We start from the raw sequence: 21,015 nt of genomic DNA, 5'->3' as shown, positions 1-21,015 counted from the left end.
CTATTTTTACGACCTAAAACTTGGTTAGTTATGTAACTAAAGCTTATAAATTGTTTAGAACTTACTTTTTAATGTTAGGTAGATATCATAATAAAAAAGTTTATATCTTATTCATTTAAGTTTACAGCATGCCACAGTATCAAATTGTAGGCCAGGATATACAGTACGTTAAGGTTTATTTAAATTCCGGCGAAAAAATTTTTGGAGATGCGGGACATCTTCTTATGAAAACTGCTTCTGTAAATATGCAAACTAAAATGAGAGGAGGTTTATTCGGAGCATTAAAAAGAGAACTTACAGGAGGAACATTTTTTGTTACAGAACTTAATGGTCCAGGTGAAGCAGTATTTGCAGGTATATTTCCAGGAAAAATAGTTCAAATACCTTTAAATGGACAAGGTATAATTGCAGAATCTCATACTTTTCTTTTTGCAGAAGATGGAGTAAATTACGATAGCCAAATGGCAAGACTATCAGTAGGAATATTAGGAGGAGAAGGATTATTCCTAGCTAGATTCCACGGTAATGGTAATCTATTTATTCATTCTTATGGTGGATTATATATAAAAGATCTAGCTCCAGGAGAAATCATACAAGTTGAGGCATCGCATTTGATGGCATTTCAAGAAGGCATGCAATATTCTGTATCTAGGGTTGGAGGTTTAAGATCGTTATTATTTGCTCATGAGGGGCTATTCTTTGTAACTTTACAAGGACCCGGTAGAGTATGGATACATAGCTTAACTGCTGAACAATTAGCATCTGCATTAATACCTTTCTTACCATCTGGCCAGCAGGGTGGTTTTCAACTACCTATTTAATTCTTTTTCTATTTCTTCAAAAAATTTTATAACTTCTTCTGCGTTTACTCTCTCCAAAATTGATGATAATATCTTTTTATATTCTTCTCTGGTTTGTTCTAGCGCCTTTTCTCCTTCTTCAGTTATTTTTATAATAGTGTATCTCTTATCATTTTCATTTTTTATCTTTTTTACTAAATTTCTTTTTTCCATTTTTTCTATTATTTCCGTTACACTTGATTTTCCTATACCTATTAATTCTGATAATTCAGTAATATTTCTAGGTTTTATATGTAATTGATATAATATTTGTATCTCTGTCGAACTATAACCGTATTTTTCAGCTTCTCTTTGAAGTAATCTCCTGAGATTCCTGAACCCTTTGAGGATTTCCTCCCATTTCTCCAACGCTTCCAATTCTATTTCCCGACCTTATAAGAGAAAGTACTCCAGACACTATAAGAATTATTATGGAAATCAGAACTATCTCTTTAAATCCTGCCATAAACGCTGGAGCAATAGCGTCAGAAAAGAACGAAGGCTGAGAAACTTGTGCTGCTACTGAAGGAGGTAATTTAGCGGCTAGGGAGGAAAGTGGATCATACCCTAATAGTGCAGAAAATAGCGCAACAGCTGCTGGTATATAAGGTACACTAGAAATTCCTGCAGAATGTAATGCAGAAGATAAGGCAGAAGGCAAAGCTAAAGCCATTCCACTTATAATTATGACAAAATATATAGCTACACTGGCAGTGGAGCCTGTATTGCCTAAAGCAGCTCTCATACCTGAAGCTACGCCTCTCTGATTTATAGGTACTGAACTCATTATGTCTGCCATATTCGGAGAATTGAATAATCCCATTCCTCCTCCTATTATGAATATTGTAATAGCAAATATTGTATAATTAAAATCATAGGGTAGGAAATACAATATTGCAAATCCAACTGCTGATATAAATAATCCACCAGAAGTAAAATATTTAGATCCATATCTGTCAGATAAATATCCGCCTAAACTGCCAAATATTGCAAATCCTACTAAATTAGGTATTAGATAAATTCCTGCCCAAAAAGGTACTGAAGAAAACGAATATCCGTGTAATGGAAGCCATATAGCTTCTAATAATAATATAAACAATATTGTTATACCCTGTCTAACTAATGAAGCTGTTAAGTTTGTTAAGTTAGCTATTGAGAAATCTTTAATCTTAAATAAGGATAAATTAAACATTGGATCCTTAACCTTAGTTTCTACAAATATAAATGCCATAAGCATGGCTAAAGATATTGGCAAACCTATCCATACAATAGGATTTCCAAAACCTAATTGAGATCCACCATAAGGAATAAGCATGTAAGATATAGCTACTAGAAAGAGAGTTATAAAACCTGTAAATAGAATGTTTCCTTTGATGTCTATCTTACCTTTTCTTTTTTGTCCTATATCTTTTAAAGTTCTATATGACCATATAGCAGCAAAAGCTCCTATTGGAACATTAACAAGGAATATGAATCTCCAATTTATAGCAGAAAGGACTCCTCCTAGAATTAATCCTGCTATTCCTCCTACTAATCCTGCTACTTGATTAAGACCTAAAGCTTTTCCTAGTTCATTTCTAGGAAAATAATCTGTTAGAATTGCTGCACTATTAACCATTAAGAAACCTCCACCTACTCCTTGAAGTAGTCTAAAAACTATTAATTCTAAAATTGCAGTTGTTCCTTTAGTTGTTACTGCTGAGAGTAGAGCTGAAGCTATAGTAAAAATCACTAATCCTATTGTGTAGAGTTTAGCTCTACCTAGAGAATCAGAAATTCTTCCCAACGTTACTACAAAGGAGGAAGTTATTATCATGTACCCTAAGATTAACCATAGTAAGTAAGCTATAGCACTCGGATTAGTAGGATTAAAATCTATACCCTGAAATATAGCTGGTAAGGCTATTATTATCATATTATAATTTGCAAAAGCCATGAATATTGCAATCGTAGTGTTTGTTAATGCTATCCATTTGCTTTCCATAAATTAATTCGGAACTGAACCACTTTTTAAGATTTTCTTTGTATTTATCATTATATTTTTAGAAAGGGAAGTAACAATACAAGCAAACTTATAAGAATATTATTATCGAAACGTCTTTTTATGATATGGAAGCAAAGCCTTCTGGGAAAATACCGATAGAAGGTAAAGTTTGGCTTGATGGCAAAGAAGTCGAATCTAAATTATTCTTACATGTGAGGGGTTATAATAGAGCTAGGGTTACCCATATTGATATAGAAGGAGAGAAAATAAGAGGGTTAATAAGACCTAGACATAGTGTTTATCCAGAAGTTGAATGGAAGGATAAAGTAGAGATTCCTATTTATGATCATATTCTGATTCTTGAAATACCAGAGATAAAACTGGAATTTAAGGGGAATCTTTATGTTGGAGGTAAAGGGAAAGGAATATTTCTTGGATTTCATCGAGATCAGATAAAAATTTTGGAAGAAATTGCTAAACAGAAGGGAGTTATTCCACCTTTAAAAAAGACTAATACAAAAGTTTAAATACTTAATTACTGATAAAAATAATGTTTTTGGTGAATTATTTTGATAGACGTTATTAAGTTAACTAAGATTTATAAGCTTAAGAATAAGCAAGTCAGTGCATTATCTGATGTTTCGTTCACATTAAAAAGTGGAATAGGCTCATTAGTAGGACATAATGGAGCAGGCAAAACAACTTTGATAAAAATACTTTCTACTTTAGTTATTCCTACTTCTGGAGATGCATTCATTGAAGGCCACAGTGTCACTAGGGAAGAGAAAAAGGTAAGAGAACTCGTAGGTTTAGTAAGCGTTAGCGAAAGACAATTTTATTATAGACTAACAGCAATGGAAAATTTATTATTTTTCTCTTCTCTACAAGGATTATCGATAACAGAAGCAAAGAAAAGAGCTAAAGAAGTTTTAGAAATGTTAAATCTTTCTGAATGGGAGAATGTTCAATATATGAAATTTAGTACTGGAATGCAAAGAAAATTAGCATTAGCTCGTGCTTTAATTACTGATCCCCCAGTAATATTGTTGGATGAACCTACGTTAGGATTAGATCCCTTATCTGCTAGAGAATTTAGAAATGTAATAAAAAATTTTAAGGATAAAACTATTCTTTTCTCTTCACATTATTTGAAGGAAGTAGAAGAATTGGCCGATAAAATAATCTTGATAAAGAGAGGAAAAATTATATGTGAAGGAAATGCAGAGGAACTAAAATCTAAACTAGGAAAAGTTGTAGAAGTAAAAGTTAGGGAAATACCTAGAGGATTAGAACGATATGCAATAAGTCTTGTAGGAGAACCTGTACTAAGGTTACCAGAAAAAGAAACTGAAAAATTAAAGTATTTTGAAGATATAAGAGAAGTAGAACCTACTTTAGACGATGTTTATGCATATATGATAGGCGATGAAGAAGATTCTATTAGAATGGAAAGGGTGAGAAGATCGTGGAAAGCAAAAGAGTAGCTAATATTTACGCAAAACTTTATGCTTTTATATATATAAGAGGATTCAAGATATGGACTTCTTATAAAACACAAGTAATTTTAACTATTTTATCTTGGACATTACCAGTATTTACATACTATTTTGTAGGTACATCATTAGGGAATAGTATTGTATCAAAAATTGGAGTTTCAAATTATACGAGTTTCTTTGTAATCGGTTTAGCATTTCAAGGCTACGTTTCATCAGTTATAACTACTGTGAGTCAAAGGATAAGGAACGAACAACTTTATGGAACAATTGAGTATTATGTTTTGTCAAAATCTGGAGTTACGTCTTTTTTATTATATTCCTCAATGTGGGGATTTACAATAAATACAATTAATGCTCTAGTTATTTTAAGTGTAGGTTTAGGTTTGGGCGTAAATTATCATATAGATATTTTAGCATCATTATTAGTAATAATATTGCTAATTCTATCTACCTTAGGTTTAGCTTTCTTATCTGGAGCATTTACTATGATAATAAAACAAGGAAATCCAATATCATTCTTCTTTTCAACTTTCACTACGCTAATGACTGGAGTAGTTTTCCCAGTAGCTGTGATTCCATCATTTATACGAGGAGTAAGCTACGTTCTTCCTTTGACATGGGCTTTAGAAACTTTAAGAGAAACCATGTTAGAAGGGGCTTCATTACCTCAAGTGGCTTTTCAACTCCTAATTCTTGCAATATTTGATGCAATACTTCTTCCACTTGGCATTTTAGCATTCAAGTTGGCATTTAAAAAAGCTAGAATAAAAGGAACTTTAGGCGAATATTGAAAAAATCAGTAAAATGCATAAAACTTTTCAAACTTTATTTATAAGTTACTATACTCCTACAATATTAAAAGATTAACATTGCTAAAGTTTTTAGTTAGATATATATATAACATTGTTACCTACACGTTTTTATGGCTCTAATAACTGCAAATGTAGGAGATCTGGGAGAAAAGTCAATTATAGTAGGTAATTTACAAAGAATGAAAACTGTAACTAGTTTATTAGATAATCCAAAACAAGTTAGTGAATTCGCGGGCTACTACACGTATGTTGGTAACTATAAGGGAGAAAAAGTTAGTGTAGTATTTCACGGAATAGGAATACCATCATTAACCCTAGTAACCCATGATTTGTATAACTTAGGAGTAAAAGAAATAGTAAGATTTGGTTCCGCAACAGGATTAAAGGACGTAAAACCGGGTCAGGTAGTGGTACCAATAGGATATTCCTATAATTTAGGAGGAACTTTCTATCAATATTTAAACGGAGAATTTACAAGCTATGCACTAACTCCAGACTATGATCTATTAAATAAAGTAGTGGGAAACCTAAAGCAAAAATCATTAGAGGTTAGAGTAGGAAATGTATTTACTAGCGATGCATTATTTACTCATACTAAAGATTACTTGGAAAAACTATCATCAAGAAATCATTTAGCAGTAGAATTAGAAGGTGCAGGTCTTTATTTCCTAGGAAATCTAATGAACTTTAAAACTGTTTCGATACATCTAATTTATAGGAATGGAATAACAGGAGAGTCATTATCTCAGGAAGAGATTAGCAATAAGGAAAAGACTATAGCTCAAGCAATCTTGGAAAGTCTTTAAATCCATTTTTTGGTTTTTTAGATATGATCCCAATTTACATTCTAATTATTATAGGTATAGCTGTAGGCGCTTTGACTGGAATAACCGGATCCAGCGGAGTCCTTATAGTAGTACCAGCACTCTCTTATCTAGGTTTAAGCTTCGAGCAATCCATAGGTTCAAGTTTATTAGTTGATGTAATAACTACGTTGTCAGTTGTTTTTGTTTATTTTAAGCATGAGAATGTTGATCTGAAAATCTCAATGATATTAGGAATAGGCGCAATAGTTGGCGCTCAAATAGGTTCAGCAATAGCATTTATAACCCCTGAAGAAGGATTAGAGTCAGTATTTACTATATTTACTGCATATATGGCATATGTATCTTTCAAAAGGTCTAGAAATCCAAAGTTAAATATTAAGCGTATGAACTTAAAAACTGCTTCTTACGTAGTTGCTCCGATTTTAAGCTTACTTATAGGTATAGTTACGGGAACCTTAGGAGCAAGCGGTGGCATAATGTTCATTGCTGTAATGATGCTCTTATTTTCTATAGACGTAAAAAGAATGATAGGAACAGCAACCTTAGCTATGTTATTATCAGCAATAAGTGGGGCTACTGCATATTCATTTGCAGGAAAAGTGGACATGATAGCTTCATTAACTATAGGAATAACAGCTTTAATCTCGGGCTATTTCTTCGCAAGATTAGCTAATAAAATGAGACCTTCAACAATATATATATTTCTGGGTAGTGTATTTGTAATAACGTCAATAAGTGAATTATTTAGAATAATTTGAAAATAGAAAAAATTAACTTTTCATTTCTTTTAATATCTTTTCTTTTATAGATGGATCTAATCCGTTTAAAACTTGAGTGACCATTTTCTGATCTTTTTCTTGAAGTTCTTTTGGAAGCTCAGAAACTGCTTTCATTCTTAGTGAAAGAACTGCCTTTATAACATCGTCTGGATACATTGAAAGTACTCTCAGTGTAGAATCACACCAATTTATATATTCTTCATCTTTTGCTTTAGTGCCCAAGGCAGTTAAAAGACCTTTAAATGCTTCCAGTTTGCTTTTATCATCTAAGTTTAATAATAAATTAAATGCATGCATAATAGCATCGTTTCTTTCAGTAAATGGCATCTTTGCTATTTGAACAGGATCTAGATTTGATGACATAACTACTTCTTTGATTAATCACATTTAAATCTTTGTTATAAACTTTAGAATAGAATTTTCTAATTACATTTAAAAATGACTAAAGTTTATTTATTTTTTCTAATAAAACTTCTTCTGCAGGTAACTTATAAATTGACATTTCAGCTCTACCATTTAGTGTAAACAACTTGGCTAAAGCTTCTCCTCCGTTAATTTCATCTCCATTACTTTTAAGTCTCATATTTCTTAATTCACCTTCTTTTATAGACGCTACAAACTTGAACGTGTCTCCTTTTATTATAACACATCCTAGATCAATTTTTGGTAAGTTTCTAAGAGTTAAAATTAATTCATTCATATTTCCAAGCGTTTTTGATATTTCTGTTAAATTATAGCTAACTTGAGGTCCAATCTTACTTAAGTATGGTATGATATGACATTTTACTATATGTTCTGCCATGTTTCCATAAAACTTATTAAATAATCTAGAAAAGAAGCCTTGCCTTAAACTTATCTCAGATTTTATATTAAGTCTCGTATCAGAACCTTTAGGTATAAAAGAGAAAACAAATGATGCGCTCATTTTTCCGTCATCACTTTCTCCTTTATAAGATATTTGGTTTGGCATGATTTCTGGTCCTTCCATTGTGCCTAGAACATGATTTAAATTTCCATTATTATCTTCATATATGAATACAGCTCTATATTTATTTATTGGCCTGACTGCAGATCCTTGTGCTACATAATTTTGTTTTTCCGAATCAAAGATTTTGAAGAATGCTATATGTCCAGTAATTCCAGAAAATCTACTAGGATCTGCTAATATAGATACTATAGAAGATTTATCAGCTGGTAACAAGAATTCTTCCGTATAATCTTCCATATATACTTTATTAATTAAACATATATTTAAGTATTTTATGTTATACTAATTAGTCTGATTATCGTTGAAGAAATATCATTATAAAAATCATCTTCTATAAAAGAATATTATGAGCAATCTTACTTAATAAAGGACTATGATCCATTAAGTTCTATAAAAATAGTTCTTAGTTAGTACATCTTTATCCTAAAATATAACTATTAATATTCTAAGAAAATAGGTTTCTGTATCGTAATGTATGGTACGTTTATCACATATATTAATATTAGGACAAACTAATTATTAGCACTTACTATCCTCATAAGTCTAGTATTAAGTTCGATTATCTTCAATTAGAAAGCAAAAAATAATGATAAAGTTTAAACTTAGAGGTATCTAGATGAAATTTTCATAACCTATTTTTTAAAAAGTAAGAATTAAATATTAATTTAAATCTTAGACTATTATGAATAGGGAAAAATATATAGTAATAGGCCTCACTGCCATGCTATTTAACTCGCTATATCAGTATTCCTGGAATGCATTAGAACCTTTATTTAAGAAAGGATTTGCTGTAAGCATAGTAGAAATCGAGGTAGCTTTTACTCTTTTTACTATATTTTCCACTACTTTCCAAACTGTAGGTGGATATTTTGCTGACACTAAAGGACCCAAAATAGTTGGCATATTTTCATCCATTTTATCAGCATTAGGTTTTCTAGGGACTTCTTTTTCGCCTACTGTATACTTTTTTTATATTTTCTGGTCTTTGGGTAGCATAGGAGAAGGTATACTTTATGGAATTGCCACTAATCTGGCTATAAAATGGTATCAAGATAGAAGAGGGTTTGCTACAGGCTTAGTTTCCTTAGGATTTGGTGTTGGAGCGTCGCTCACCAATCCAATTATAGCTTCATTTACTAATTTTAGGGAAATTACACTAATTATAGGTTTAATAGAGCTTATAATTTTACCAACTCTTCTATCATTCTCTAAGTATCCTGCTAAGGGTTTAACTGGAAATACCCCTAAGGAAATTTTAGTTTCACCTAAATGGTGGCTCATATATTTTTCTTTTGTAACTGCTGCAGTACCATTAACAGTAATGTCTTCTTCGTTGTCCGTCATAGGAAGAGCTCTTCCATTACAGGATTTAGTTATACTAATTAGTTTATTTCCTTTCATGAGTGGAATAAGTAGGCCAATCTTGGGTCACGTTTCAGATAAAATTGGTAGAGCAAAAACAGTTCTTCTAGTAGATATTCTCATAACATTTGGAGCACTACTTTTAACTATTAACTTGATAGGTCCCTCAGTACTCGTAATAGGATTTTTCGGTGGATCAATGATAACTCTTTATTTTTCATTAGTTGGGGATATATTCGGTTCCAAATTCTCTACTTCAAATAACGCATTCCTCTATACGGGAAAAGCTATTTCAGGTATAATGGGAAGCGTAATCTTTAGTTATCTATTTCTTACTATGCCAGAAGTTTCTAGACTTTATACACTAATGTGCGGGATAACGGGCACATTATTGTTGGTTATAGCAATGCCTAGAAAGGAAATATTAAAGGTAAGATAACCTATTTTCTTATATTTAATTCCTTTATTCTTATTTCTTTAGGAGGTTTTGGGGTTAATGCGTCATAATTAAGTTTCAAGCCAATAGCTGTAAGAGGTGGTAAAATTACGTAAGCTAGGAATAAAGCACTATTTCCTAATGATGTAAAGAATAGCACATTAGCTGCAGGAATCGCTGTGGCTAATAAGATAGGTATCGAAATACAACAACTTCCTCCTCCTATTACTCCTAGTAATGGAGCTAGAAGTATGATTTTTGCTTTTTTAAGGAATCCTGCAATTCTTATTACCCTAACAATGTTCGCGGTAACTAAAGTTGCTATTATAAATCCCATAAAAATAGCGTAGAAAGATAATTCAATATAGTAATCAGGTGGAATTCCAGCAACTATAGAAGGATTAAAAATTAAGTTAACAAAAGTAGCATATAAACTACTAGGATAAAACGGAGTTATTGTGAATGTAACAAAAGGAGAATTCACAAAAAACAGTTGTCCATAAATTCCAGTCAAAATTTTCTCCAGAGCTATACTATATACGAAATAATGTATAGATAAATAAGTCCCAAATATAGCAATAGTTACTCTAGATAGATTTTTACGTACATACGCAAACGCATTATGTAAAACACTTTTATAAAGAATAATAACTAACGATATCCAAAACATCAAGTTTCCTACTACTGAATACATAGAATAATTTGGAGAGTTAGGAGCGATGTACAGTAATAGTAATCCAAACGCTAATCCAGCGAAATAGTAATAGCCTTTCATAATTAAAAAATTGTTTTATGACTTAAAAAGTTTTCTTTATGATTTATTATTAATTTATTAGTCTTGTTAAAGCTTTTAAATTATTTATTTTTTTTTATTAGATAATATAAACTACTTATAACAAGACTGTCTTTACTTTCACTTCTATTATCAATTAACTGGTCGACGTCGTAGATTGAAGTACGTTATTGTGAGCCCCATAGACTAATCTATTAAATCCTACTGCGTATATATCCCCAGTACTTTCATCATACTCAAGATAAAGCTGTGCTAGATACTGATTCGGGTGTCCTATTACTGGCATTCCACCTCTTGTTAAATCATATTCAGAATAATGATATGGACAAACTCCACAGTTCGTATTAGGATTGTACTGTACAGGTCCTCCCATGTGGGCACATAATGCACTAAAAGCAACTACGTCTCCATTTGGACCTACACCATTAATGGACTTTACTCCGGTTCTTACAATAAATACTGGATACCCCATATATGTTGCTGACATAGGCTGTCCTACGGAAAGCTGGCTATAATTTGCGATTTTTTGTTTCTGGTATTGTTCAACTTCTGGTACGGTTACTGTTTTAGTCACAGTTACAGTCTTTGTTACTTCCTTTTCAGTTACTTCTGGCTTAACTTCTGTTACTGTCTTCTGTAGAAGTCTAGGAAATGCGTCCCCTCCAATTACTATGCCTGCAGCTAAGCCAGCTACCGCAGCTGCGCCTCCAATTACTATAGCCCTTCTATTTGTGTCAACCTTATCATTACCTTTCCCTGATCCTTTACCCTCAGCCATATTTTATCACTTTTATCACCATAAATAGCGATAGATGTATATAAAAATATTTATATATATGTTTGGGTATACATATTTAAAACTAAGAAAAAATATTTTTATATAAATTAACAAGTTTTTATAAAAGATAAAAATATTCTCTTATATAACTCTTTAAGACTAAAATAGAATACGATTTGTCGTAAAAATATGTTTTAGCATATATTGTATAGAGTATATTTTTGCGGATTCTTCAGTTTTAACTTTTTATAACTGCACTATTTGGTATTAATTTAGAGAATACTTTAGCCTCTTTTTAATTGTGTTTTATCACTATTTAATCCAGTTTAGAATTTGTCTATTGATACTGTTTTATAATATAAATAAAGAAAAAAGAATTACTTTTTATCATTTATCATAGTACCAGGTATATTTCCAGAAGTAACTTCAATTTGTGTCCAGAAGGAAGACGTTTTTAAAGGAATTATAGTAAATAAAATAGGTATTGCGAACATTACAAACGAGCTACCCATAGCTATAGCTAAGTAAGTCATAGTATCCATAAATGGTAAGAATCTTATAGGATATGCTACCCATCTCCTTATTAAGCCAATGTATCCAGCATAACTCATAGTATATCCTAAAGCTAGACCAGAAGCAGTCCACATTATTAATCCGCCTATGAGCATTCCTTTACCCAGGCTTGAAAATTCTGCATTCCCCATTTTCGTCTTCAACATATCAAGTAATATTGCTATATATCCAACAATTATTATTGTCCATATCATTAAATGGAAGTGTCCTACAATATAGTAAGTATTATGAACTATAACGTCCAAAGTATTAATTGGTAACATTAAAGCTTGCAATCCAGCCAATATGAAACCTATTAAAGCAATTAAAGAAGCAAGACCAACAGGATCCTTCCAATTATAACCTTTACCTTTTAGGATTGTTAGTCCTAAGTTTAGCACTGTTAATCCTGATCCTGCTGCCAAAATCAATGTAGTAGGAGTAATGAAAGCCCTCAAAACTACAGGTAAAGGCCAAGTTTGAAGATGATGAACCCACGCTATCATACCAAAAGTAAATAATAGTATTATATTCCATCTAGCCCACTTTTCGCTGAATAATGTAGTTTTTGCATATTTTGGTATTAAATAATATAATCCACCAAATACAGGGAAAGGAACATAATATACTACCGGGTGGCCATAAAACCAGAATAACACTACCCAAGTTAATGGATTTACAGGAACGGAAGCCCAGAAATATAAAGCGTACCATAAAGTAGCTGCTGAGAGAGCGGATATTGTAATTGGCATAAACATACCTGAAAAACTCATTCCGTAAGCGGCAAATATCGGCATTTTACCTTCTTTTGGTCTTGTTTTATACCCGTCAATGAACATTGTTATTGAAGCTATTATAACGCCAATAGTATTGAGGAACATCATGAAATACGCCAAACCTATCATATCTCCCCTATACACTAGCCAAGATGAGGCTTGTAATGCTAATGGTGGATACATGTACCAACCAGTTAATGGTCCTCCGGCAAATTCTACTATTAATGGAATATTTATTAAGTAAAATCCTATACTTATTAATTTATAATGAGATAGTGACATTCCACTTTTATAAATACTATATGCTAAAATTGCTAGAGCAAGATCTGGTACTACTATGAAAATTCCTACCTGTCCATGAAAAGTTACTAGGAAGTAATAAAGTGGTGCTATTGCATATCCAGCCTTTATGTTAATATGTGGACTTAACAGTATAGTCCTAAACCACATTGCTGCTAATCCCATTGCAGTCAGCCATGCTATAGCACCTAATGTAAACATTAATGAAACATTTATTTCAGACTTAGGATATAGTTTCATTTTATATCACCTATTTTAAAATTCTTTACAATATTCTTGTAATTAGCCATATTAGATCAAAAAAGAATATTCTATTTAATTTAAAAATTTTTATTTATTAAAATATCGAATTAGTTGGTAAACTAAGTTAAAGAAAATATCGATAATTTATCTTTTTATATTATATATCTTACATTTCGATATAATTCTATTCATATCTCTTAAATTTACTAGTAATAAGAATACTGATCCTATAGGTAGTCCGTAATAAGCCAAACCAAAATATAATGGGGAAGCTAAAATACCTAATACTGAGCTTACAGCACCTATTGATAATGCCGTAAGATATATTAAAATTGAAGGCAAAGAAAGACAACATGAAGTTCCTGAAATTATTCCTATAGATGGTATAGCTACTATGGCAGTAGAAATTCTTCTAGAATTTTTTATAGTCTTATATAATTCAAATATCTTTTCTATATTTGCTCCAATAAGCATTGCTAGTAATACTCCTATAAATGCAGTAAAAGGGACTGTGTCACTTTCATATGGGCCTATATTTATCCAAAAGCCTGGGCTAGTAGCTTCCCAGTATATAAAATAGGGCCATGGAGGAGTAACAGTAGCTCCAATTCCATAGCCTATATATGGGTAAAATCCTACATAACCCAAAATCATGACGTAGAAGATACCATATAACAAAATATGAAAAGTCAAATATAGGATAGAAGATATCCAATACCCTTTAGTTTTTTTAACATTGAAGAACGTAATATCATAAAATTTTCTAGGTATTAGTATTGCAATTGCTATCCAGAAACTAAATGCAGATAAAGTAGAACCAATTAACAAGTAACTTTTGCTAAATGATAGAAGATAGCCAAGTATAGATAGAATAAGTAGTAGAGAGATAATTAGACCCTTTCTTATCAAATCCATAAAGTATATTCAAAATCCTTTTAAAAAAAGATTATCCATATTTTTATCATGATCAGGGGCGTTCAGTAATAAATATTTCGGTTGAACTTCAAGCATAATGTCAACTAAGATTGCCACGTGTACCTTTCAATCCACGTGGTGATTTATGGTCACTTAGGCTCATAAGGCTTATTATTATACCAAACACTCCAAACTATCCTCAATTTCCTGGCTAAAGCAGACAACTTCTTTCCCTTCAACTTTTCCTTATGGTTCTCGTAAAATTCTAGTAATGTAGGATTACGAGAGTAATTCATCTCAGCGCAGAGAACAAGCTGCGCAAGTACTTATTACCCTTCTTCGATATTCCCTTACAGTAGCTTTACCGCTCCTCTCATTGGGTCTAAACCGCAGATACGAAGGACTCAGGGTTAGGAAAGCGTTTAATGTCTCCAACAATGCCTATTATTATCCAGAAAGTTTTCCTATTCCCGGTATAGTTAGCAGAACGTGATTTTCAGACTGTAATTGTATCATTTTCTCTACTTCTTTTATTTTCTCGCTTGTTTCCAGTAGTGCTTTAGATAATACTTCGATTTCTTCAAGTACGATCTTTGTTCTAAGTTGTATAATTGTATTTTGAAGTTTCCTTTAGAGAATTCTTCAATTTCCTTGCTTATTTTTCCTCGTCACTTAGGAATAGTGCTCTTTTTACCCTGTTCTTGTACTTTACTTTCAACTTTTAGGAAGACGTATAGTGTTACTAGTTCTTTCAATGGGTTGTAGTTGTACTCCTTTGCCTTGTTTGCCATGTTTACTAGTTTTTGTAGTAAAAATCTGTTTTCCTCTCAAGTCCTTCTCCTTCCATAGTTTTGGCTTACTTGTAGTATCTTGATCCCTTTTCCCTTGAAGTATTGACATGGTTTTATTGATGCTCCTGTCGGTTCGACCACTATTGTGTTTAGTTTCACTTTTAGTATTTCTTCATAACCCTTGTTGTTGTGTAGACCCTCCCCTCACTCGTCACATGATCTTTTGATATGTCTATTCCTAGGATCCCTACCTCTTTATCACACCTATATCCGTGCATATTATCACAATGTTCAGTCCGATGGTAGGGGTTTGTCACGCCCCCGTTCGAAGACTTTGCTTCAGTCAAAGGGTCGACCATGTTTCCCAGTTGGAGAGTATTACTCTCCCCAACTAATTAATCTATATAGGTTCAAAGGGGGCGGAAGACTCCATGGAGATGGATAGGCTCCACATGCTTTGCCTCTAACATGGCTAGGCGATAGCTTGAAGAGCCGAAGGAACTACTTGATTGGGGTCAACTTGAGGGCCTTCACCACCTCCTCCCCTATACCTAGTCTTCTTAGTCTCACCCTTGTATTCCCCATCCTTGAGTACGTGATAAACTATCCTACACATCTTGTTGGCCAAGGCTAATGTAGCCTTTTTGGAATTGCTTGTCCTCTTCAACAAGGCTTGATAGAAGCCATTAAATTGGGCCGTGTTCTTAGCGGACCTTGCAACAAGGAATAGAACGCGGGATAAGTGCTTATTCCCCTTGATGAGACCGTTGTGAAATTCGGTCTTCCCGCTCTGCTTAGTCCAGAAACTCCAGCATAAGAAGCAGCTTGTTTCGAAGACTCAAACCTGCTCACGTCTCCAAGCTCAGCGTAAATTGTGGCTGCAGAGATTGGGCCTATTCCGGGTATCTTAGTCACTACTGCTTCCTCGGGTAGGAACTTCATTATCTCGTTCTCCACTTCCTTGATTTGTTCTTCTATAATGTTCAGTAGGTCCAGGAGTTGTTTTAGGATGAACGCTTCTATTCTAGTTAATTTTCTTCCCAATAATTTGGAGTACTCCTTGATCTCTTCGTCAGTTAGCTTCTCATCAGTGGCTAGTTTTCTCACTATTTCCTTTGTCTTCTTTTCGAAGGTAGCTTGTATCCTGCTGTTTCTAGAACTTTCCTTATCTCGTTCTTTACTTGTGTCTTTCTCTCTACTAGTCCTTCTCTGTGTCTTGTCATTTCTCTTAGTTCTTGCATTTCTCCCGTTGGTACGATCCTTTTACTGTGCCTGCAGCGTAGGCTATTGCGAGTCTTATGGAGTCGTTCTTGTCTGTCTTCTTGCCTAGGACTTCAACTGTTTGGACAGGGTTTATCACGTTTACTTTTAGTCCGTTGTCTCTCAGTACGTTGTATACGTGGTAGAAGTATACTCCTGTTGCTTCCATTATTCCTTCTTCGTATCCTTCTAGGAATTTTATAAGTTCTTTGAGTCCTTCCTCGTTGTATTTGAATTCTCTCGTATCAGCTTCTTTTACTGTGTTGTTGTTTATCTCCATCTTGGTTGCAACAAGTCTTGATTCCCCCACATCTATTGCAAATACTTTAGGCTTTATCTTCCTTTCCATGTGTAATACTCTTTTGAATATAATTATATAATAATAGAAACTGAAGAATTATGGCTCAAAATTTTTAGCTTTAATTTCATGGAGACCTTTTCATAGAATGTTCTACGAACGTTTTCTCATTAAATTATAATTAAATTTAATATAAATTAAAATATATTATTCTTTATATAAAAAACTAACTTAGAAAGTCTTTATATCTTTTATAATGAAAAATCTTATTAGCTATAATTTAAATCAACATAATTAATGGCTAAACTAGATACACCTGTAATAGTAGCTGTAGTTGTAGCTATAATATTAGTAGCAGTAGCAGGATACTATGTCGCAACGAGAGCTCCGATTAGTATTGTGAATACGACAACAACACTTCCACCAAAGGTAGTTTCTACGATTACATCTACAGTTCCTGTAACTACTGTTCCTCCGACAACAACAACTACAACGTCTACAACAAGTACTAGTGTTCTTCCTAGTGGTGCTAAGGTTCTTCCTTATGATGCTAGTAATCATACTGTATTCCTCTATATTACTTCTTTGAGTACTGGCACTCCTTTCAATTTTAATGGTACGAGTAATGGTGAGCTTCATGTGTATATTCCTGCTGGTTGGACGGTAATAGTGTATTATACTAATGAGGAGGCTATTGCTCATAATTTTAATATTGTTCAGAACGATACTCCTACTCCTAATAATGTGAATATTGAGGCTGATGGTAAGGTCTTGTTGTTTGTTGGGACTACTTCTTCTACCTATGAGAGTAATGGTATTGCTAGTGGTGAGAGTGCTTCTGGTTCTATAGCGTTACCTGCTGGTATTTATTGGTTTGCTTGTGGTATTGCTGGGCATGCGGAATCCGGTATGTGGGGAGTAATAGTGTCTTCTACGTCCGTAACAGAACCGTACTATGTAGTAAGTTAAAAAATATTTTTTATACAATTTTTATATCATTGGATATCAGTCCAACCTCTTCTGATAATCCTACCTAGTAATTAATTTCACTTAGCTAACTTGCTTTATCGATTTCTTCAATTTTTATTGGTAGTAACGCATAGCCTACTTTTAACTAAATGCATGATTTAGAAATATTTGCGTCTTACCGTAGTACTTGACTAACTATAGAAAGTAGATCTCTCAAATTTTTCTTATTTTCTTACGTCATAAGTTAACAGATAAAGACCTAACAATTTGATTGAGTCTTTTAGTTCTTTGGTGGAACGTAAGCGTTTCGATAAGTTTCACTCATCACTATTCCTTATAGAATTATTTTAATTGATAGGAATAAATTGAATTTATAATATTGTAAAACTCATGTCTAATCATATAGTTATCTTATTTGACTTATATGAATAACTCAATCAGCTCTTACGGATAAAAAATAAGATTAATTACTTAAAAAATTGGAATTTATTGAATACTATTGAATATTTTAACTACTAAGAACTTGTCTAGACAGTATTTCGGTCATATCACTTCTTTACGAATTTAACAGGATTGATTTCTGATTTTTATTTATATTTCAGTAATAATCGGGAGTGTTCTCATGCAGTCATCTTATTCGATATTGTTTAGAAAAATTATATCAGATTTTCTCTAATATTCTGTACTCCCTTCAAGTAAGCCTCATTCAAGGGAGTCTTCTCCCTTGAATTACAGGATACATGACGTTCAACAAGGCAAGACTATAATCAACCATTCACTCCTATTGACTTAGTATCCCTAGCCAACCTAGCCAAGTGAGACCTACAATAAGAATTATAACTCTCTATAGTGTAAGTGTACTTCTTGCCAGCAACATGATCAAGAACTTGATAAACACAATAATCATCAGTATAATTAACCTCATTCTTAGGAAACGCCATAGAAAACGAAAAGTCCTATAATACCTATCGCCATGAAGAAAGGCGAACCATCAACCAAAGCATTCCAAATCCAAAGATTCCCTTAGGACCGTGCCTAACGCGTAAGTCCAACTCTCATTAAGTATCGTAAATTTTGAAGTAAAATTCTTTAGTTGTAAAGGACTGATATACCAACGTATGCCTTTATCCCTGCTCTCTTTATCAAACTGCTGTAGTTAATAGTCTTCCTTCAACCTTGGATATTCCCCTCATGCTCATCCTGTTCAGATACTCCTTCAAGATTCTTTCTTTTTGTTTCTTGTCCAGCTTGTGATTAGCGTGGTAAAACGTTTTTCCGCGCGTTTTACACTTGTACTTTGTTTTTCCTCTAGACGATCCGTTATTATTTTATTTGAGTTGCACGATGGGCATGTAGGTCTTTCTTCTTTTCTTCTTATTCCCAGTTTTTTGTAGTAGTATAGTGTTGATGGTGGTATTCCGAGTTTGGTAACTTGTACTCCTAGAAGGTATGCTGCTATAGCGAGTGTAAGGTCTTCTAACTTGTACTTTCTAGGCTTAAGATTTAAATTTCTTAGAATCAGAAGTGATTGTGCAAGGGTTACGAGGTTCATTGTAGCTCTACAAAAATCTCGTAATCCTTGCACATAAATGTTCTAGAAGTAATTTTTACGTCATTCTAATAATTTCGCATTTAGCTCTCGAATAGGATGACTGCATAAGAACACTCCCTAATAATCAAACAACTTATTGAATTTTTTCAATTTTCTTAAGAGTTAAGATACCACCAGTTTGGTATCAAATTAGATCAATTAACTAAATCTAAAATATTGTCCTATTTCCTATTCAGATTAGTTATTTCTTGTCGTTAACCACTGCCTTATTATAAGAAAATAGTCTTAGATTAGGTTAAAATTAAGTTTTAAAGTAGCTTTAATAGGATTTGAAGTTATTATATAAAGCACACCCTTACTCTAAGACATTGGCCAAGTTGATTTAATTTAATGTAGTTGAAAAATATGAAACCCAAATGTCTAGTTGAAAGTTATGTCAGATTAGAATTTAGCTTTAATTATACCTAATTTGGGGAGAAGCTCTAGTATATCCAATAATTTAACTAAGAATATATTAATTGTAAAATACTAAAAATTCATAATATTGATATATATGAATTTAAAAAACTCTTAACTAAATAAAAATTGTATAAAAAATATTTTTTAACTTACTACATAGTACGGTTCTGTTACGGACGTAGAAGACACTATTACTCCCCACATACCGGATTCCGCATGCCCAGCAATACCACAAGCAAACCAATAAATACCAGCAGGTAACGCTATAGAACCAGAAGCACTCTCACCACTAGCAATACCATTACTCTCATAGGTAGAAGAAGTAGTCCCAACAAACAACAAGACCTTACCATCAGCCTCAATATTCACATTATTAGGAGTAGGAGTATCGTTCTGAACAATATTAAAATTATGAGCAATAGCCTCCTCATTAGTATAATACACTATTACCGTCCAACCAGCAGGAATATACACATGAAGCTCACCATTACTCGTACCATTAAAATTGAAAGGAGTGCCAGTACTCAAAGAAGTAATATAGAGGAATACAGTATGATTACTAGCATCATAAGGAAGAACCTTAGCACCACTAGGAAGAACACTAGTACTTGTTGTAGACGTTGTAGTTGTTGTTGTCGGAGGAACAGTAGTTGTAGTTATAGGTGCAAGTAGTGGTGCAGCATGTGTAGGATGGACAGGATATAGTACTATTGAAAAATTATATACTAAGAATCCAGCCATAAAAGCTGTACCTGCAAATATGAGTACAAGTATAGCAACACCTATTCTACTCATGTAACATCAATTAAATTTAAAAAAAGCGGAGTATATATTTTTAACTAAACATTAGTTTAGGAAGTTATATTTGTTAATTTTTTAATAAATCGTATTTAGATTTTTATTCGAAGAAATACTTCTAAAGATTTCGTTACCAATATAGGAAATAAGATAATATAATTTATAATTGGTTTCTTTATATAATAATAAAATTTATTAAGAGTTAACGTGCTAATGTTTACTGGATAAAAATGTTAGAATTCTTAGCCGCGACGTACGCGCCACCATCTAGTATAAGCTTTGAAGATATATTTGGATTTGGATTAGCTGGAGTAGGAATATTAGGCGGAATATTATATTATCTACTTATTAGGAAAAAGGCAATCTAATTTTTTAAAAGATATATTGGAAAAATTTTTTAAAATTTAAATAACTCATAATAAGAAAAGCTTTTAAACTAATTAATGTATTAAATTTTTTGACCAAAAGTGTCTTCTCATCAAGGTCATGATTGGGAAAAAATATGGTTTGTAGTAATGTTAATCATAGTAGCTTTCTTTGTAGGTTGGTCATATACTACAATAATGTCAGGAAGCGCAGCGACATATAGAACTGGGCTTCCATTAGCTAGTGGTCTACCTACAAAACTACCTAATGGAACTGTAATTATATACATGTTAGCTGTTCAATGGTCATGGATACCACAGAATGCTACTGAGATAATTTATACACCAAATGGAACTATGGAAAATATTTCAGTAAATAACATAATTACTTATGTTAATGGATTTCCATACATAAAGGTTTATCCAAATCAACCAGTAGAGATGGTATTATATAGCAATAATGTAGTTCATGCATTCTATCTAAGACTTCCTCATGGGCCACAGAATTGGAATATTGTACCTGGAATAAATAGCTACGCTTTCTTCTATGCTCCTCCATCTCCTGGTAATTACACTTTTCACTGTGCCGAATATTGTGGAATAGGTCATTCGTATATGTACGGATATCTGTGGGTGATGTAAA

Annotated in this window: 19 protein-coding genes and 3 pseudogenes; 10 read left to right on the top strand and 12 right to left on the bottom strand. The window is 32.7% G+C overall.

All coding sequences use genetic code 11. The features are described from left to right. Nucleotides 1–128 precede the first annotated feature (128 nt). Complete coding sequence (locus DFR85_RS14635) at nt 129–821, top strand: TIGR00266 family protein (protein WP_110269168.1); 693 nt, start codon at nt 129–131, stop codon at nt 819–821. On the opposite strand, the gene DFR85_RS14560 is transcribed toward DFR85_RS14635, so the two are convergent. Together DFR85_RS14560 and DFR85_RS14535 are read right to left on the bottom strand one after the other, a co-directional pair. Then, complete coding sequence (locus tag DFR85_RS14560) at nt 810–1,217, bottom strand: MarR family winged helix-turn-helix transcriptional regulator (RefSeq protein ID WP_162582518.1); 408 nt, start codon at nt 1,215–1,217, stop codon at nt 810–812. The genes DFR85_RS14635 and DFR85_RS14560 overlap by 12 nt on opposite strands. Then, entirely contained in the window at nt 1,141–2,823 is a 1,683-nt protein-coding gene (locus tag DFR85_RS14535) for an MFS transporter (protein WP_110269166.1), read from the bottom strand. Before DFR85_RS14535 ends, DFR85_RS14560 begins: the two co-directional genes overlap by 77 nt. Before the next feature lie 125 nt (nt 2,824–2,948). On the opposite strand from DFR85_RS14535, the gene DFR85_RS14435 reads away from it, so the two are divergent. From DFR85_RS14435 to DFR85_RS13760, 5 genes are all read left to right on the top strand, one after another. Beyond that, on the top strand, nt 2,949–3,350 hold the full coding sequence (locus tag DFR85_RS14435) for a transferase (RefSeq protein ID WP_110269165.1): 402 nt from the start codon (nt 2,949–2,951) through the stop codon (nt 3,348–3,350). 42 nt (nt 3,351–3,392) lie between these two features. Then, nucleotides 3,393–4,307, top strand: a complete 915-nt coding sequence (locus DFR85_RS14285) for an ABC transporter ATP-binding protein (protein ID WP_110269164.1) — start codon at nt 3,393–3,395, stop codon at nt 4,305–4,307. After that, on the top strand, nt 4,289–5,110 hold the full coding sequence (locus tag DFR85_RS14035; RefSeq protein WP_246252954.1) for an ABC transporter permease: 822 nt from the start codon (nt 4,289–4,291) through the stop codon (nt 5,108–5,110). The genes DFR85_RS14285 and DFR85_RS14035 overlap by 19 nt, the downstream gene beginning before the upstream one ends. 131 nt (nt 5,111–5,241) lie before the next feature. Then, nucleotides 5,242–5,937, top strand: a complete 696-nt coding sequence (locus DFR85_RS13770) for a phosphorylase family protein (protein ID WP_110269163.1) — start codon at nt 5,242–5,244, stop codon at nt 5,935–5,937. A 23-nt stretch (nt 5,938–5,960) separates the two neighbouring features. Further along, the gene (locus DFR85_RS13760) at nt 5,961–6,716 is read left to right on the top strand and encodes a sulfite exporter TauE/SafE family protein (protein WP_110269162.1); all 756 of its coding nucleotides are present in this window, start codon (nt 5,961–5,963) and stop codon (nt 6,714–6,716) included. Nucleotides 6,717–6,728: 12 nt separating this feature from the next. On the opposite strand, the gene DFR85_RS13675 is transcribed toward DFR85_RS13760, so the two are convergent. Beyond that, nucleotides 6,729–7,100 (bottom strand): hypothetical protein, encoded by a 372-nt coding sequence (locus tag DFR85_RS13675; RefSeq protein ID WP_110269161.1) that lies wholly within the window; start codon nt 7,098–7,100, stop codon nt 6,729–6,731. A 79-nt stretch (nt 7,101–7,179) separates the two neighbouring features. Further along, nucleotides 7,180–7,962, bottom strand: coding sequence for a hypothetical protein (locus DFR85_RS13645; RefSeq protein ID WP_110269160.1), 783 nt, complete (start codon nt 7,960–7,962; stop codon nt 7,180–7,182). 445 nt (nt 7,963–8,407) lie between these two features. Here DFR85_RS13645 and DFR85_RS13445 point away from each other — a divergent pair, with 445 nt between their 5' ends. Beyond that, a complete protein-coding gene (locus DFR85_RS13445) occupies nt 8,408–9,526 on the top strand; it encodes an MFS transporter (RefSeq protein ID WP_110269159.1) in 1,119 nt (372 codons plus the stop codon). 1 nt (nt 9,527) lies between these two features. On the opposite strand, the gene DFR85_RS13365 is transcribed toward DFR85_RS13445, so the two are convergent. The 6 genes and pseudogenes from DFR85_RS13365 to DFR85_RS32285 all read right to left on the bottom strand — a co-directional run bounded on the left by DFR85_RS13365 (nt 9,528) and on the right by DFR85_RS32285 (nt 16,280). Further along, entirely contained in the window at nt 9,528–10,298 is a 771-nt protein-coding gene (locus tag DFR85_RS13365) for a hypothetical protein (RefSeq protein WP_110269158.1), read from the bottom strand. A 154-nt stretch (nt 10,299–10,452) separates the two neighbouring features. Further along, the gene (locus DFR85_RS13245) at nt 10,453–11,094 is read right to left on the bottom strand and encodes an arsenate reductase (azurin) small subunit (RefSeq protein ID WP_110269157.1); all 642 of its coding nucleotides are present in this window, start codon (nt 11,092–11,094) and stop codon (nt 10,453–10,455) included. A 377-nt stretch (nt 11,095–11,471) separates the two neighbouring features. Further along, nucleotides 11,472–12,962, bottom strand: coding sequence for a proton pump complex quinol oxidase subunit SoxB (gene soxB, locus DFR85_RS13220; protein WP_110269156.1), 1,491 nt, complete (start codon nt 12,960–12,962; stop codon nt 11,472–11,474). A 147-nt stretch (nt 12,963–13,109) separates the two neighbouring features. Then, complete coding sequence (locus DFR85_RS13195; RefSeq protein ID WP_110269155.1) at nt 13,110–13,880, bottom strand: hypothetical protein; 771 nt, start codon at nt 13,878–13,880, stop codon at nt 13,110–13,112. A 149-nt stretch (nt 13,881–14,029) separates the two neighbouring features. After that, nucleotides 14,030–15,030 (bottom strand): annotated as a pseudogene (locus DFR85_RS13180) (transposase). Between the two features lie 113 nt (nt 15,031–15,143). Continuing rightward, nucleotides 15,144–16,280, bottom strand: a pseudogene (locus tag DFR85_RS32285) (IS110 family RNA-guided transposase). 246 nt (nt 16,281–16,526) lie between these two features. On the opposite strand from DFR85_RS32285, the gene DFR85_RS12820 reads away from it, so the two are divergent. Then, nucleotides 16,527–17,198 (top strand): sulfocyanin, encoded by a 672-nt coding sequence (locus DFR85_RS12820; protein ID WP_110269154.1) that lies wholly within the window; start codon nt 16,527–16,529, stop codon nt 17,196–17,198. 656 nt (nt 17,199–17,854) lie between these two features. Here DFR85_RS12820 and DFR85_RS12600 read toward each other — a convergent pair. Both DFR85_RS12600 and DFR85_RS12465 read right to left on the bottom strand, forming a co-directional pair. Further along, a pseudogene (locus DFR85_RS12600) lies at nt 17,855–18,750 on the bottom strand (IS1-like element transposase). A gap of 603 nt (nt 18,751–19,353) precedes the next feature. Beyond that, on the bottom strand, nt 19,354–20,004 hold the full coding sequence (locus DFR85_RS12465; RefSeq protein ID WP_110269153.1) for a sulfocyanin: 651 nt from the start codon (nt 20,002–20,004) through the stop codon (nt 19,354–19,356). Between the two features lie 233 nt (nt 20,005–20,237). Here DFR85_RS12465 and DFR85_RS12420 point away from each other — a divergent pair, with 233 nt between their 5' ends. Both DFR85_RS12420 and soxA read left to right on the top strand, forming a co-directional pair. Beyond that, a complete protein-coding gene (locus DFR85_RS12420; protein WP_162582516.1) occupies nt 20,238–20,375 on the top strand; it encodes a hypothetical protein in 138 nt (45 codons plus the stop codon). 99 nt (nt 20,376–20,474) lie between these two features. Further along, nucleotides 20,475–21,014 (top strand): proton pump complex quinol oxidase subunit SoxA, encoded by a 540-nt coding sequence (gene soxA, locus DFR85_RS12210; RefSeq protein ID WP_246252950.1) that lies wholly within the window; start codon nt 20,475–20,477, stop codon nt 21,012–21,014. The last annotated feature ends 1 nt before the right edge of the window (nt 21,015 follow it).

It is taken from the genome of Acidianus brierleyi, assembly GCF_003201835.2.
Taxonomy (GTDB): Archaea; Thermoproteota; Thermoprotei_A; order Sulfolobales; family Sulfolobaceae; genus Aramenus; species Aramenus brierleyi.
This window is presented reverse-complemented; position numbering and strand designations above follow the sequence as displayed.

Coding starts and splice junctions, on each gene's coding strand:
- DFR85_RS14635 (WP_110269168.1), top strand. CDS start 129: ATGCCACAGTATCAAATTGTAGGCCAGGATATACAGTACGTTAAGGTT.
- DFR85_RS14535 (WP_110269166.1), bottom strand. CDS start 2,823: ATGGAAAGCAAATGGATAGCATTAACAAACACTACGATTGCAATATTC.
- DFR85_RS14435 (WP_110269165.1), top strand. CDS start 2,949: ATGGAAGCAAAGCCTTCTGGGAAAATACCGATAGAAGGTAAAGTTTGG.
- DFR85_RS13770 (WP_110269163.1), top strand. CDS start 5,242: ATGGCTCTAATAACTGCAAATGTAGGAGATCTGGGAGAAAAGTCAATT.
- DFR85_RS13760 (WP_110269162.1), top strand. CDS start 5,961: ATGATCCCAATTTACATTCTAATTATTATAGGTATAGCTGTAGGCGCT.
- DFR85_RS13675 (WP_110269161.1), bottom strand. CDS start 7,100: ATGTCATCAAATCTAGATCCTGTTCAAATAGCAAAGATGCCATTTACT.
- DFR85_RS13645 (WP_110269160.1), bottom strand. CDS start 7,962: ATGGAAGATTATACGGAAGAATTCTTGTTACCAGCTGATAAATCTTCT.
- DFR85_RS13445 (WP_110269159.1), top strand. CDS start 8,408: ATGAATAGGGAAAAATATATAGTAATAGGCCTCACTGCCATGCTATTT.
- DFR85_RS13365 (WP_110269158.1), bottom strand. CDS start 10,298: ATGAAAGGCTATTACTATTTCGCTGGATTAGCGTTTGGATTACTATTA.
- DFR85_RS13245 (WP_110269157.1), bottom strand. CDS start 11,094: ATGGCTGAGGGTAAAGGATCAGGGAAAGGTAATGATAAGGTTGACACA.
- soxB (WP_110269156.1), bottom strand. CDS start 12,962: ATGAAACTATATCCTAAGTCTGAAATAAATGTTTCATTAATGTTTACA.
- DFR85_RS13195 (WP_110269155.1), bottom strand. CDS start 13,880: ATGGATTTGATAAGAAAGGGTCTAATTATCTCTCTACTACTTATTCTA.
- DFR85_RS12820 (WP_110269154.1), top strand. CDS start 16,527: ATGGCTAAACTAGATACACCTGTAATAGTAGCTGTAGTTGTAGCTATA.
- DFR85_RS12465 (WP_110269153.1), bottom strand. CDS start 20,004: ATGAGTAGAATAGGTGTTGCTATACTTGTACTCATATTTGCAGGTACA.
- DFR85_RS12420 (WP_162582516.1), top strand. CDS start 20,238: ATGTTAGAATTCTTAGCCGCGACGTACGCGCCACCATCTAGTATAAGC.